Source organism: Mesorhizobium sp. M4A.F.Ca.ET.020.02.1.1, assembly GCF_004022645.1.
Classification (GTDB): Bacteria; Pseudomonadota; Alphaproteobacteria; order Rhizobiales; family Rhizobiaceae; genus Mesorhizobium.
On sequence record NZ_RZOI01000084.1, the window covers coordinates 1 to 13,906 of the forward strand.

Annotated in this window: 15 protein-coding genes; 7 read left to right on the forward strand and 8 right to left on the reverse strand. The window is 62.0% G+C overall.

Translation table 11 applies throughout. The annotated features are described in order from the left end of the window. The coding region (locus EN742_RS08600) for a homogentisate 1,2-dioxygenase (protein WP_128332674.1) at window positions 1-272 on the reverse strand (272 nt) is incomplete at its 3' end. A 126-nt stretch (window positions 273-398) separates the two neighbouring features. Here EN742_RS08600 and EN742_RS08605 point away from each other — a divergent pair. Both EN742_RS08605 and EN742_RS08610 read left to right on the forward strand, forming a co-directional pair. Further along, complete coding sequence (locus tag EN742_RS08605; protein ID WP_127407584.1) at window positions 399-875, forward strand: MarR family transcriptional regulator; 477 nt, start codon at window positions 399-401, stop codon at window positions 873-875. Between the two features lie 16 nt (window positions 876-891). Further along, window positions 892-1,533, forward strand: a complete 642-nt coding sequence (locus tag EN742_RS08610; protein ID WP_126055051.1) for a suppressor of fused domain protein — start codon at window positions 892-894, stop codon at window positions 1,531-1,533. A 47-nt stretch (window positions 1,534-1,580) separates the two neighbouring features. Here EN742_RS08610 and tdh read toward each other — a convergent pair whose 3' ends face one another. Beyond that, window positions 1,581-2,615 carry an L-threonine 3-dehydrogenase gene (tdh, locus tag EN742_RS08615; RefSeq protein WP_126055052.1) on the reverse strand — a complete coding sequence of 345 codons (1,035 nt, stop codon included), beginning with the start codon at window positions 2,613-2,615 and terminating at the stop codon, window positions 1,581-1,583. Window positions 2,616-2,660: 45 nt separating this feature from the next. Beyond that, entirely contained in the window at window positions 2,661-3,848 is a 1,188-nt protein-coding gene (locus EN742_RS08620) for a glycine C-acetyltransferase (protein ID WP_126055053.1), read from the reverse strand. A 301-nt stretch (window positions 3,849-4,149) separates the two neighbouring features. Here EN742_RS08620 and EN742_RS08625 point away from each other — a divergent pair, with 301 nt between their 5' ends. Continuing rightward, window positions 4,150-6,219: an EAL domain-containing protein gene (locus EN742_RS08625; RefSeq protein WP_126055054.1), complete on the forward strand. Its 2,070-nt coding sequence runs from the start codon at window positions 4,150-4,152 to the stop codon at window positions 6,217-6,219. A 128-nt stretch (window positions 6,220-6,347) separates the two neighbouring features. On the opposite strand, the gene EN742_RS08630 is transcribed toward EN742_RS08625, so the two are convergent. Next, entirely contained in the window at window positions 6,348-6,746 is a 399-nt protein-coding gene (locus tag EN742_RS08630) for a MarR family winged helix-turn-helix transcriptional regulator (RefSeq protein WP_245455480.1), read from the reverse strand. A 141-nt stretch (window positions 6,747-6,887) separates the two neighbouring features. Here EN742_RS08630 and EN742_RS08635 point away from each other — a divergent pair, with 141 nt between their 5' ends. Beyond that, the gene (locus EN742_RS08635) at window positions 6,888-7,295 is read left to right on the forward strand and encodes a hypothetical protein (RefSeq protein ID WP_128332675.1); all 408 of its coding nucleotides are present in this window, start codon (window positions 6,888-6,890) and stop codon (window positions 7,293-7,295) included. Between the two features lie 224 nt (window positions 7,296-7,519). Here the strand turns inward: EN742_RS08635 and EN742_RS08645 are convergent, their stop codons facing one another. Beyond that, a complete protein-coding gene (locus EN742_RS08645; protein WP_126055057.1) occupies window positions 7,520-8,257 on the reverse strand; it encodes an HD domain-containing protein in 738 nt (245 codons plus the stop codon). A gap of 383 nt (window positions 8,258-8,640) precedes the next feature. Between EN742_RS08645 and queF the strand changes: the two genes are divergently transcribed. After that, entirely contained in the window at window positions 8,641-9,102 is a 462-nt protein-coding gene (gene queF, locus EN742_RS08650; protein ID WP_126055058.1) for a preQ(1) synthase, read from the forward strand. Between the two features lie 19 nt (window positions 9,103-9,121). Here the strand turns inward: queF and EN742_RS08655 are convergent, their stop codons facing one another. The 3 genes from EN742_RS08655 to EN742_RS08665 all read right to left on the reverse strand — a co-directional run bounded on the left by EN742_RS08655 (window position 9,122) and on the right by EN742_RS08665 (window position 12,333). Next, window positions 9,122-9,700, reverse strand: coding sequence for a hypothetical protein (locus tag EN742_RS08655; RefSeq protein WP_127399796.1), 579 nt, complete (start codon window positions 9,698-9,700; stop codon window positions 9,122-9,124). 4 nt (window positions 9,701-9,704) lie between these two features. Beyond that, entirely contained in the window at window positions 9,705-10,184 is a 480-nt protein-coding gene (locus EN742_RS08660; RefSeq protein WP_128332676.1) for a DUF3828 domain-containing protein, read from the reverse strand. Window positions 10,185-10,296: 112 nt separating this feature from the next. After that, window positions 10,297-12,333, reverse strand: a complete 2,037-nt coding sequence (locus EN742_RS08665) for an NADH:flavin oxidoreductase (protein WP_126055060.1) — start codon at window positions 12,331-12,333, stop codon at window positions 10,297-10,299. A 144-nt stretch (window positions 12,334-12,477) separates the two neighbouring features. Between EN742_RS08665 and EN742_RS08670 the strand changes: the two genes are divergently transcribed. Both EN742_RS08670 and EN742_RS08675 read left to right on the forward strand, forming a co-directional pair. Then, window positions 12,478-13,107, forward strand: a complete 630-nt coding sequence (locus EN742_RS08670) for a TetR/AcrR family transcriptional regulator (protein ID WP_126055061.1) — start codon at window positions 12,478-12,480, stop codon at window positions 13,105-13,107. Between the two features lie 15 nt (window positions 13,108-13,122). Next, window positions 13,123-13,906, forward strand: a 784-nt coding sequence (locus EN742_RS08675; RefSeq protein WP_128332677.1) for a pyrroline-5-carboxylate reductase dimerization domain-containing protein, incomplete at its 3' end; no start/stop codon positions are given.

Here is a 13,906-nt window from a genome sequence, read left to right on the forward strand (position 1 = left end):
GCCAGCTCGTGGTCGCCGAGATTGGGCGCGGTCTTCCAAAGCGGATAGTGCGCGCCCTTGAAGCGGCCGGTGTGTTTCACGCTCGGGCGGATGCGATAGAGCCAGGAACGTTCGTTGGTGCCGCGCGGCGCGGTGAAGGGCGAGCCCGAAAGCTGCTCGGCGTAAAGGCCGTAGGCCGGCCGCTGCGGCGAGTTTCGCCCCTGCGGCAGCGAGCCGGGCAGCGTCTCAGTCTCGAAATCGTTGCCGAAGCCCGGCATGTAGGAAAAGCCCATCCGATCCTCCCTGATCACCGTCGTAGCCTCGCATAGCGCGGCCTGCCGGCGATGTTGACCAAACTGGTTTCATTTGTAACCATCGAAAATGTAACTATCAACGGCTGACGCGACAGTGGTGCGCCTATGGAACCGGAAATCCTCGAGTTGGAAAACTTCCTGCCCTACCGGCTCTATCGGCTGGCCGACGCGGTCAGCCGCGAATTCTCGAAAATCTACCGGGATCGCCATGACCTGACCCGGCCGGAATGGCGCACGCTTTCGGGCCTCGGCCAGCACGGCACGATGACGGCGACGGCGCTCGGCGAGCAGTCGGCCATGCACAAGACCAAGGTGTCGCGCGCGGTGGCGGAGTTGGAGCGGCGGCGCTGGCTGACGCGCACGCCCGACGAGAAAGACCGCCGCGTCGAGCATCTGGCGCTGACCAAGGCGGGACTTGCCGCCTATCGCGATATGGTGCCGCTGGCGAAGGCGTTTGAGAGGGAGTTGCTGGGGAAACTCGGAGCGGAAGAGCGAGGAGCGATTGTGAAGGGCGTAGCGGAGCTCGAAACCTGTTTGGGACCAGACAAAGTTGGTGCTAATCACGTTGGGCTAAAGGGCTGAAATCAGGAGCATATGGATGGCTTGGCTTCCAAAGAGATTTCTCGCCGGAGGGCCGCCCGGATCCGGTAACTCCAACAACCTCTATCGAAAATCGGTCTACACCAAAGAGCTCGGCGAGCCCGATCAACTCTTTCCAAGCAAAGGGCCTGACGATGTTGAGGTTCTTGCGTTTCGTAGAGACTTCTCGCTCATTGATCCCGCCGGCAACGGCTTTGTACTCCTAACCAACGGTATGAGCGACCGGCGCATGGCTACCCCGTCAACGGCAGGCGAGAACATTGAGCGGCGAGCCGAACTGATGTGGTATGTTCGCGAGCCTGACTCAAACATCATCAGCAATCTCAAATGGCTGGCGGAGTATCCCTTTATCGACAATACATGGTTGGGCTTTGGTCACCGCATTGAAATGCCTTGGTCGCCCGTCTCGGGCACGGATTTCAGAATTTTCATGTTTTTGACCCCTGTCATTGCACCCGATAAACGCATTGCAGAAGCGCTGACCATTGACCACGATGACGTCACCATCCTTTGCGCCCATTTGATCTCCGCTGCCGAGTATGAATTCATCAAGACGGTCGGGTTGGACCCATTCTTGGACATGCTCGACGAGCGTCATTATCCCACCGTTTTAGACCCCAAACGGACGTCCTATGTCTAGCGGCAGGTGCCTGCGGCGCTTTGCTTTCGCTTTCGCCCCGGTAGCGCTCACCAGTCCATCACAACCTTACCCGAATTGCCGCTCCGCATCGCATCGAACCCGACCTGAAAATCGTCGATGCCGATGCGGTGGGTGATCAGGCCCGAGACGTCTAGCGGCCCCTGCACCAGGGCGATCATCTTGTACCAGGTCTCGAACATCTCGCGGCCGTAGATGCCCTTGAGATGCAGCATCTTGAAGATGACCTTGTTCCAATCGATCTCGAAGCCGGTCGGCGCGATGCCGAGGATGGCGATCTTGCCGCCATTGTTCATGGTGTCGATCATGTCGCGGAAGGCGGGGGCGGCGCCGGACATCTCCAGGCCGACGTCAAAGCCCTCGGTCATGCCGAGCTTCGGCATGACGTCGCGCAGCTTTTCCTTCGAGGCGTCGACGACGTGCTGGACGCCGAGCTTGCGCGCCAGGTCCAGCCGGACCGGATTGATGTCGGTGATGACCACCTTTCGCGCGCCGACGCATTGCGCCACCAGCGCGCCCATGATGCCGATCGGCCCGGCGCCGGTGACCAGCACGTCCTCGCCGACCAGATCGAAGGACAATGCGGTGTGGACGGCATTGCCCAAAGGATCGAAGATCGCCGCGATCTCGTCCGGCACGTCGTCGGGGATCGGCACGACATTATGCTGCGGGATCGCCACGTATTCGCCGAAGGCGCCGGGCCGGTTGACGCCGACGCCGAGCGTGTTGCGGCAGAGATGCCCTCGCCCCGCCCGGCAGTTGCGGCAATGGCCGCAGACGATGTGGCCTTCGCCCGAGACGCGCTGGCCGAGCTTGTATTCGGTGACCGCGGCGCCGAAATCGGCGACCGTACCGACGAACTCATGGCCCGTCACCATCGGCACCGGCACCGTCTTCTGCGCCCACTGGTCCCAATTGTAGATGTGCACGTCGGTGCCGCAGATCGCGGTCTTCCTGACCTTGATCAGCACGTCGTTGGGACCGATCTCCGGCACCGGCACCTCTTCCATCCAGATGCCCGGCTCGGCCTTGGCCTTAACCAGCGCCTTCATCATGTTGGACATTCTTTTGTTCCTTGAATCTCTTGATCCGGAATCGTTTTTCGGCGCTCAGGAAATCACGCCGAGCTCCCGTCCCACTGCGCCGAACGCCTCGACCGCGCGGTCGATATCCGCGATGGAATGGGCGGCAGACATTTGGGTGCGGATGCGCGCCTGACCCTTCGGCACCACCGGGAAGGAGAAGCCGATGACGTAGATGCCGCGCTTCAGCATGCGCGCGGCCATCTCCTGTGCCAGAGCCGCATCGCCCAGCATCACCGGGATGATCGGATGGTCCGCGCCGGCGAGCGTAAAGCCGAGCTTGCCCATTTCGGAGCGGAACCGTTCCGCATTGGCATAGAGGCGCTCGCGCAAGGCGCCGCCATTGCGGATCATGTCGAACACCTTGATCGAGGCGCCGGCGATCGCTGGCATCAGCGTGTTGGAGAACAGATAGGGCCGCGAGCGCTGGCGCAGCCAGTCGACCACCTGGGCTTTGCCCGAGGTATAGCCGCCGGACGCGCCACCCAGCGCCTTGCCGAGCGTGCCGGTGATGATGTCCACCCTGCCTTCGACGCCGCAATGCTCGGCCGAACCGCGGCCATGTTTGCCGACGAAGCCGACCGCATGGCTGTCGTCGACCATCACCATGGCATCGTATTTCTCGGCCAGGTCGCAAACCCCCTGCAGGTTGGCGATGATGCCGTCCATCGAGAACACGCCGTCGGTGGCGATCAGCCGGAAGCGGCAATCTTTCGCCTCCTTCAGCCGGGCCTCGAGATCAGCCATGTCGTTGTTGACGTAGCGGAAGCGCTTGGCCTTCGACAGCCTGACGCCGTCGATGATCGAGGCATGGTTCAGCGCGTCGGAGATGATGGCGTCCTCCTCGCCGAGCAGCGTCTCGAACAGGCCGCCATTGGCGTCGAAGCAGGAGCCGTAGAGGATGGTGTCGTCCATGCCGAGGAAGGACGAGATCGTCGCCTCCAGCTGCTTGTGCTCCTCCTGCGTGCCGCAGATGAAGCGCACCGAGGCCATGCCGTAGCCGTAGCGGTCGAGCGCATGCTTTGCCGCGTCGCGCAATTCGGCGCTGTCGGCGAGACCGAGATAGTTGTTGGCGCAGAAATTCAACACCTTTTGGCCGGCAACCTCGATCTCGGCCGATTGCATCGAGGCGATCACCCGCTCGGACTTGTAGAGTCCGGCCGTTTTCAGCCCCGCAAGTTCGCTGTCGATGTGGGAAAGGAATGCTGTGGTCATGATCCAACCCTGTTCGGTTTGACGCGGACTGTCGCCCCGCGTGGCTGAAAAATCCACCGCAAAAGCGACGGCTTCGGTGGTGCGGCGAAAGCTGGATGACATCCCGTTTTGGCGGCGCGTTCGACGATGCGTTCAAATGCATGGTTGCGGCGAAAGGACATGATAACCATTTCCGCAGCTTTCCCCCTCTGCGGGCGCAACAGGCGGGGCTGCTTGCCTGCCTGTTAACCCTTTCAAGTCAATGGTCTTCGCATAACGAAAACGAGGGCGGGAATCCGTCGGCGGGAGGGGTCACCCACACATGTCGCAGCAGCCGGTGCAAAGCGTTTCGCGCAAGCTGACACTGCTGATCAAGAGCGGCTACTGGCTGGCCCTGTTGATCATCGCCGCCATGGTGATGGGATCGTTCGTGCTCTTGCAGCAGATGATGGCGGCGCAGCAGAACAATGACACGCTGCTCAACATCGTCAGCACGCAGAAGGCGCTGTCGCAGCGGATCGTCTTCCTGGCCGGCGCGACGGGTGCGGCCTCGCGCGACAAGCAGCCGGCCCTCGTTGCCGCGCTCAAGCAGGCGACCGCGGAATTCGAAACGAATTACGATTTGCTCCTGGACAAGACGGGAGCCGATCCGATGTCGCCGGCGCGCTTCAATCCGAAGTCGATCGAGAACGTGCTGTTCGCCAAGCCGTTCCATCTCGATTACTTCTCCGTCGGGCTGATCGCCAATGGCAAACGCCTCATCTCCTCGTTCGAGACCAAGCTGACGACCGGCCTCGACGGCTACAAGGGCGGCGCCGACCGCGTCGATCTCGACGCCTCCGTGGCCAATGCCACGCTGTCGGGCTATGCCGCACTCGGCCAGCGCATCAGCGCGTTTGCCGACGAGCGCTCGGGACAGCTGCTCGATCTCCACCGCACCCTGTTCTTCGCCACCATCGGCGTCATAGTGCTGGTGGCGCTGTTCATCTTCCGGCCGATGTCGAAGGCTATCCTGCGCAAGACGCATGAGCTGGTCGACGCGCGCAACTCGATGGCCTTCATCGCCGTGCATGACGGGTTGACGGGCCTCCACAACCGAACCTTCCTCACCGATCATTTCGACACGCTGATCAAGGGCGCGCATCGCCGGCGCGAGCGGCTGGCGGTGATCCAGCTCGACCTCGACCGTTTCAAGCAGATCAACGACACGCTGGGCCACGCTGCCGGCGACTATGTGCTGGTCGTCACCGCTCAGCGCATGCGCGACTCCTGCCGGGCCTCGGACCTGTGCGCCCGACTCGGCGGCGACGAATTCGTGATGATCCTCAACGGCGCCGGCGGCACCGAGGACATCAACATGCTGGCCCGGCGCATCCTCGAGCAGATCAACGAGCCGATCACTTTCCAGGGCACGACCATTCTGCCGGGAGCCAGTGCCGGCATCGCGGTCTACCCGGTCGACGCCGACAATGCGGCGGACCTTTTGGTCCATGCCGATCTTGCGCTCTACTCGGCCAAGAAGCTCGGTGGCGGCAATTTCTCGTTCTTCTCCGAGGAACTGCGGCGCGAGCTCGACTACCGCAAGCAGCTCGAGCAAGACATCCGCTCGGCCATCGCCGACAAAACGTTCGAAGTCTATTTCCAGCCACAGGTGTCGCTCACCAGCGGCAAGATCAGCGGCATCGAGGCGCTGGTGCGTTGGAAGCACGCCGAACGCGGCATGATCTCGCCGGGCGAGTTCATTCCGGTCGCCGAGAAATGTGGCTTCATGCCGGACATCGGCCGCATCGTCATCACCAAGGCGATCAACGAGGCGGCGGAGTGGGACCGGGCCGGCATCGATTTCGGGCGGCTCGCCGTCAATGTCTCCGGCACCGAACTGCGCGAGCCAGACTTCGACAGGTTCCTGTTCGGCACGCTGGAAAAGGCTGGGCTGGCGCCGCAGAAACTGTCGCTGGAGATCGTCGAGTCGGTCATCCTCGACGATGAAAAGACCGGCATCGCTGCCAAGCTCAGGCAGATCCGCGCGGCCGGCGTCCATCTAGAGCTCGACGATTTCGGCACCGGCTATGCCTCGCTCAGCCACGTCAACCCGAACGAGATCGACCGACTGAAGATCGACCGCCGCTTCGTCCAGAACATCAACGAGAACGGCGACAACTCCAAGATCGTGCGCGCCATCACCGAGCTTGCACGAGGACTGGGCATTTCGATCGTGGCGGAAGGTGCAGAGACCGAAGCCGAGCTCGATTCGCTGATGGCGATCGGCTGCGACCAGGTGCAGGGCTATTCCATCGCCTTCCCGATGCCGCAAGACAAGGCGCGCGAATGGCTGACGGCGCGCAGTCCGAAGAAGGCGAAGCTGAAGGTGCTGCAGGGCAGCCTGGCCTGAGGTGCATTGACATTCAGGTGATGCGGGCCGGCAAATGGCGGCTTCCTGCGCTGATCACCGCGCTCAAGCAGTGCCGCTACGCCTTCGGCGCGATCGCCGGCTATGACCGGTGAGGCGGCGGCGCTCCGCTAGCCACCCACATTCGCCCGCAACGCCGCAAGCACCTCCGCGAATTCGGCCAGCCGGTCGTCCGGCAATCCCGCCCGCAACCGCTTGTCGAAGGCGACGGCCGCCAATCGCAATTTCTCGAACATCGCTTCGCCGGCCTCGGTCAGCGCCACCTGATGGACCCGGCGGTTTTGCGGATCGCGTCGCCGCGTCAGCAACCCCTGCGCCTCCATGGCGTTGAGATGATGGGTCAGCGTCGCGCCCTGGATGCCGATCATGCCGGCAAGCTCGCGCTGGTTGGCGAGTTCCTTCGACTTGACTGAAAGTAAGGTCACCCAGACCGGCAGCGTGCCACCAGCCTCCACCAGCGCAGCGTCGAAGGCTTGCGCCACCAGCTTGGAGGTGCGGGCCAGATTCATTCCGACGGGCGGGCGGTCAAAGGGTGTCATGATACGACAGTAGAACAAGGGATTGGGCGTTGGAACGTGCCATCATAGATTGACATCAAATCATTTGATATCTAACTATTTGGCCAGCGGTGGGAAGGAAGGAATGCGGTCATGCAATATGTCTACATCATCGTCATCGGCCTTCATGTCATGGCCGGCGTGTTCTGGGCCGGCACCACCATCACGCTCGCCCGCGATCCCGAGATCAGGGCTGAGCGCTTCATCCGGCCGCAACTCGGCGCATCGGGCATGGTGTTCCTGACCGGCGCGCTGCTCTGGTATTTCTTCCACGAGGGCAGCTTCGGCTCGATGGAGATTGTGCTGGCAATCGGCATCGTGGCGGCCATCGCGGCCGCCGGCGTCCTCGGCGCCATGGTGCGCCGGCCGAGCAGCCAACTTGCCGGTGCCGATGCAGCCACCGAACCAATGCTGCGCGCGAAGATGGCCAACGGCGAACGCATCGCCGCCTGGCTGCTGGTGCTCACCGTGCTGTGCACGGCCACCGCAAGGATGTTCTAACTCGGAAAAATCGCTCGGCGCCGGCGCCAGGCCGGTGTCGGGCGTGGCGCGCACCGGACCGGCGCGGCAGGTGGCTCTCCTTGCGAAGATCCGGTGCGCGTGCCTCGCTAGAGCGGTTCATCGTTTCACGGAAACGCAGAACCGCTCTATCTCTTTGTTTTGGCGCAACTCCGGACGGAAAACCGCTACGCACTTTTCCTGGAATTGCGCTGGCGGCGCGGCCGTCAAAGCACCTCCACCCTACCTCCGCGCAACTTGTCCCGACGCAGCTTGAGGTAGTTGCGCACATTCGGCGCAATGCGAAAACCTTCCAGCCTGGTATCCTCGAGTGCCGCCGCCCACCCCAACGCCCCGTAGCGGCTGCCATAGGCTTCGATCGTGGCCGCAAGGCTCTCGCGGCCGATGCGCCGGGCCAGAATGGCGCAGGCAGCAACCCGCGATTCAATCGACCGGCCATATTTGGGCGCGAATGCCAGCCCGCCATCCGCCAGATCGTCGACATCATGCGCAAGGACAAGGAAAAGGATGTCCTCATCGCCGGCTGGCACGCCTTTCTCCACAAGGCGCTCGGGGTCTCCGGTGTCGAACTTCATCGCCCCTACCCTGGCGACAAGACCTTCTACCCGGGGTCCGAGCTTCTGCTCCAGCCACTTGCGGTGGGTTTCGGTGCGCCGACTGGATTTGCCGTCAGGATATTGGGCGCTGTCATAGGAGGCGTGGAACATCGCCGCGAGAACAAGATCCAGATCCTTGTCGAAATGCGCAACCGATGATGCGGCGCCGACGGCATGGCAGATGAAGGGCCGCCCCGTTTTGCGGTAGCGACCATTGAACATCGCGCAAGCCACGCGGTAGGCCTTCTGGACGCGAAGGATATCGTCTACCGCATGCCCGGCGTCGTGCAGTTGCATGTAAAGCGCCGTATTGGTCTGGCGCGGAACGAACAAGTCTTGTGCGGTCAAGCAAGCCCCCGACTGTGCGGACCCTTCGGCACGGGTTGTGCCGCCCCCGGATCGGCGACAGAAAATTGCAAATATGACCGGCCAAGTCCAGTCAGGCCGACTTGGCGGCCGCGGTCAGATCCGCAAGCCGAAGCGAATCCCGTCATAGATGGCGGCGTGGATGGAGAAGCGGACCCTGCTGGTCTTTGTCTTCCTGCGCATTCAAGTCGCGGGGGAGCGTCGTCCCGCTTCCATTTCACGCATCGGATTGGTCCGAAAACCGCTGCGCGGCTTTCAGTCCGGTGCTAATGAGCGGCGCAAATCCGCCGCGTCCGAGGGACCGCGGCGCTATTTCCGTTTTTGTTTGCGCCTCCGGAGCATCCGGCGGCAGCAAGGAGCCCCCAATGACCGACACCAAGAACCTTAGCCAGCTCGGCAAGCACGTCGAGACGCCACAGAGCCCGGAACAGGCGGTGCTGGAGACTGTGCCGTTTTCGCGCGGCGACGGGCCGCCGGCGATCGTGCGCTTCACCTGCCCGGAATTCACCTCGCTCTGCCCGGTCACCGGTCAGCCGGATTTCGCCCATATCGTCATCGACTACGCGCCCGATGCCTCGCTGGTGGAATCGAAATCGCTGAAGCTGTTCATGACCTCGTTCCGCAACCATGGCGCCTTCCACGAGGAATGCACGGTCATGATCGGCCGCCGCATCGTGGAGGCGACCAAGCCGCTCTGGCTGCGCGTCGGCGGCTACTGGTTCCCGCGCGGCGGCATCCCGATCGACGTGTTCTGGCAGACGGGCGCGCCGCCCAAGGACGCCTGGCTGCCCGACACCGGGGTCGCACCCTATCGCGGCAGGGGCTGAGCAGGCTCGATGATATCGCCTATTCGCACTGGTATTGGCTGAGAGCCCATTCGCCGGTGACCGACAGAAGGTCCGATATCTTCCAGGCGCCGCCGACCTTCCTGAGCTTCCATTCGAGCCGGTGCGCATTGTTGGCGACGACGAAGGCGACGACCACCTTGGCGTCGTCACCCTTGACCGCCTCGATGGTCTTGAGGCTGCCGTCGATCGCGGGCTTGTCGTAGTCGGCATTGTCCAGCGCCATGTTGGGATCGAGGCACTCCCCCTGCCCCGACTTGCGCAGCGCATCGCTCTTGTCGAGCACGGTCCTGGCCGGATCGATGAAGTTCTTGCGCTCAGCCGGATCGAGCTCCAGCCCGAGATGCTCGTAGAAAGGTTTTACAACCGCCGTCGGCGAACCCGGCAGCACGGGTGCTGCCGGCGCACTTTCAGCTGGCGGCGATGCGGCCGCCGGGGGTGCTGGCGATGTGTCGTCGGAAGGCGCATTGTCGGCCGGAGCATTTGCCGGTGGCGCGCCGAACAGGCCCTGGGCGCTGACGCTCAAGCCAGTCGCCAGCATTGAGATGGTCGCAAGCGCCAGGGCAATACGGCGAACCATCGCTTCACTCCGGCGCCTTGCCGGGCATGCATTCCAGCGCGCTCAGCGTCCAGCCGCTGGTCTTGGAGGCGATGTCGGCGACCTTCCACTTGCCGTCGACCTTCTTCAGCGACCAGACCATTTCACGTTTGGAATCATCGCCTTCCGGGAAAAGGCTGAAGGTCGCCGTCACTTCGGCGCTGTCGCCGTTGACGGTCTCGGCAAGCTTCAGCGTCTTCGACAGGGTTTTCTGGTCGAAGTCCTGCGCGTCGAGGCCCGGATCGAAGTCGAGGCAGGCGACCTCGTCCGGGTTGTGCTTGGCGGCCTGGTCGTTGAGGGCGAACAGCTTGGTGACCGGCTCGGTGAAACGGTCGCGATACTGCTCGTCGCCCTCGAACCTGACCTCAGGCACATAGAAGAACTTCACGACATTGGAAGCCGGCCCGGCCAGGGCGGCCGCAGGCACTGCGATCGAGAGGGCGGCGGCAAGCGCAGTCAGTTTCATCCGAAAATCTCCAGGCTTTCGTGGCGCGAACCATTCAATACCACGAATCCTGTATCTGGTTATGGCTGAACCCTTGATATGAATGAGCGGAGCGTTCGTCCGCTGCCGGCCATCAGATATCCTTCGCCAGGCGCAGCGCGTCATAGATCGCGGCGTGGGTGTTGCGCGCTGAGACCGCGTCTCCGATGCGGAAGAGCTGGAACTGACCCTCCGGATTGCGCACCACCGACTGCGGTTGCCCGGCGATGAGCTCGTCGTGCGAAACCTCGCCGTGATTGGTCGATTTCGGTTTCAGTTCGAAATAGATGTCGTCGAGCGGAATGGTGCCGTGATTGACGACAACCTGGTCCACGATGCGCTGTTTGGAGACGCCGCCGTAGTCGCTGCCGACATGTGCAATGAGCTGGTTACCGTTCTTTTCAACAGACTCGAGCCGATAGGTAACCGTGAAGGTCACATCGAGTTTTTGAAGAGATCTCATGTAAGGCACGAGATTCATAGCCATGACCTCGGGTGAGAAGGACCGGTCCGGTGTCATGATCTCGACCTTCGCTCCGGCGCCCGCGAGGAATTCGGCAGCCTGGAGTGCCGCGTGGTCACCCGCATCGTCGAAGATGAGGACATTGGTCCCCGGCTTCGCGTCGCCGGAGATGATGTCCCATGAAGACACCACGAACTCGTTGCCCTTGGATAGGACATCGGTGTGCGCCACTCCGCCGGTGGCAATGATGACGACGTCCGGATTTTCAGCCTCGATGGTTTCGGCTTCCGCCCAGGTATTGAACTGGATGGACACTCCGTGCTTTTCGCACTGAGCCATTCGCCATTCGATGATGCTCATCATCTCCCTGCGACGCGGGCTCTGCGCCGTCAGGCGGATCTGCCCTCCCGGACCGCTTGCGGCCTCGAAGACCACCACCTCATGTCCCCGCTCGCCGGCAACGCGCGCGGCCTCGAGGCCAGCCGGACCGGCGCCGACGACGACAACTTTCTTGCGGGTCGCGGCCTTGGCGACGATGTGCGGCATGGTCACCTCGCGACCGGTCGCCGCGTTATGAATGCAGTATGCCGCTCCGCCCTGGTAGATACGGTCGAGGCAATAATTGGCGCCTACGCAGGGCCTGATTTCGTCTTCGCGCTTTTCGATGATCTTGCGCACGATGTGCGGGTCGGTCATATGAGCGCGCGTCATGCCGATCATGTCCACCTTGCCCGACGCGATCGCGTGGCGCGCAGTCGCCACATCCGGTATTTTCGCCGCGTGAAAGGTCGGGAAGTTGGTCGCAGCGCGAATCTCGCCCGCAAAATCAAGGTGCGGCGAGTTCGTCATTCCCTGAATTGGGATGACGTCCGTCAGGCCGGCGTCGGTGTCGATGTGGCCGCGGATCACGTTGAGGTAGTCGATAAGTCCGCTTTCCTTGAGGCGTCTGGAGATTTCAAAACCCTCCGCCTTGCCGGTGCCGCCGGGGAGACATTCATCCGCGGTATATCGAACGCCCAGGATGAAATCCTCGCCAACCCGAGCGCGGATCGCCTTCAAGACATCCATGCAGAAGCGCATGCGGTTGTCGAGCGAACCGCCGTAAGGACCGTCAAGATCGTTCGTCAGTGGAGACGTGAACTGATCGAGCAAGTGGCCGTAAGCCTCGAGCTCGACGCCATCCATCCCGCCTGCCTTCATTCGTTCGGCGGCATCCGCGAAGTCCTTGATGATGCGCTCAATATCCCAGTCTTCAATCTTCTTGGGAAAGGCGCGGTGTGAGGCTTCACGCTGATGGGACGGAGCCACGACGGGAAGCCAATCGCCTTTGTCCCAACGTGTGCGCCGTCCAAGATGGGTCAGTTGGATCATGATGGCGGCGCCCTCTTCGTGGACCGCATCGGTCATTTTCCTGATCCACGGCACGATCTCGTCCTTGTAGGCGAGCAGGTTATTGAAAACCGGAGGACTGTCCTTCGAAACCGCCGCAGACCCCGCCGTCATCGTCATCGCCACACCGCCCCTGGCCCTTTCCACCGTGTAAGCAAGATAGCGCTGCTTCGGCATCCCATCCTCCGGATAAGCCGGCTCGTGGGACGTCACGATGATGCGATTGCGAAGGGTCAAATGCTTGAGCTTGTAAGGCTGCAGAAGGGGATCGTTCGACATCTGACGGACTCCGGCTGGGGGCACATGCGACGCTATTCGAAAATGTACAGATATGTCAAGTTTGAGTTCTGTCAGGTCGACTAAATCGACATAAGTGTACATTTTGCTGGTTTTCATTCCGACATTTTGATAGGCAGGACGCTCATGGAGCAGATTTCGAACGATAGCGGTTGGCGCGGATCGCCGGAGGGGTGGCTTGGAGCCGCCTACGACCTGCTTCTGGAATCCGGCGTCGATACGGTGCGAATTTCGCCGCTTGCCAAGAAGCTGGGCCTGTCGCGCACCAGCTTCTATTGGTTCTTCAAGGACCGAGAAGAACTGCTGGCTGCCCTCGTGACCCGTTGGCGGGACAAGAACACCGGCAACCTCGTCAAGCAGGCTGAGGCATATGCCGAGACGATCGCCGAAGCGATGCTGAACGTCTTCGACTGCTGGCTCGACAAGTCCCTGTTCGATGCCCAGTTCGAGTTCGCGGTCAGAAGCTGGGCGCTTCAGTCGCCTGAGATTCTGGCAGAGGTACACAAAGCCGACCAGACGCGTCTCGACGCAATGAGCCAGATGTTCGTCCGCTTCGGCCACGAGGAAAGCTCAGCCGACGTCCGAGCGCGCACCATCTACCTCGTGCAGATCGGCTACATCTCGATGCAGACCAAGGAGGATCTCGCGATCCGGATGAAGCGCATCCCCGGCTACGTCGAGATTTTTACAGGCCAGGCCCCGCACAAGCGCGAGTTGGACCGGTTCTTCGCCAGGCATGGCTATTCGGCGGATTGAGGAAGAGCTTCGACAATGGGCGAGCCCGTGAGGATCGGAATAATCGGTGGAGGCGGCTGGCTTGGGCGCGCCATCGTCGAGGCCATCATCGATGCCCAAATAGTCGCCGCCGAGCACCTCACGCTGTCTTATAGAAGCGGGCAATCCGGCTTTCTGCCAAATGCTACATGGACGAGGGACAATCAGGAACTGGTGGATCGATCCGAGGTTATCATCGTATCGGTCCGCCCCCAGGATTGGCCTGCCATCGACATTTCTGCGCATGGCAAGCTCGCCATGTCGGTCATGGCCGGGATTCCCGTCGACCAATTGGCGTCACGTCTCAAGACCGATCGTATCGTCTGCACGCTTCCGAACGCGGCGGCGGAGGTGCGCAATTCCTATACTCCCTGGATAGGCTCTGAGGGCATCACCCTGGATGATCGCAATCTGGTTCGTCGAATTCTAGCGGCCTGTGGCGCTGCCGATGAAGTCAAAAGCGAAGCAGATATCGACTACCTGACGGGCCTCACAGGATCCGGCCCGGCGTTTCCGGCGCTTTTGGCGGCGGCAATGATGGACGATGCCATCGGCCGAGGAATGAGCCCGGACATGGCCCGCAGGAGCGTCAGCGCGGTCCTGATTGGAACTGGAAAGCTGCTCGAGGCGCGGGGAGAAAATCCCAAAGACATTGTCCAGACCTTCCTCGACTACCGTGGCACCACCGCGGCGGCAATCGAGGCAATGCGCGCATCTGGGTTTGAAGCAGCCGTGGGAGACGGCCTCGCTGCCGCGCTTCAGAAATCCGTGATTATGGGCC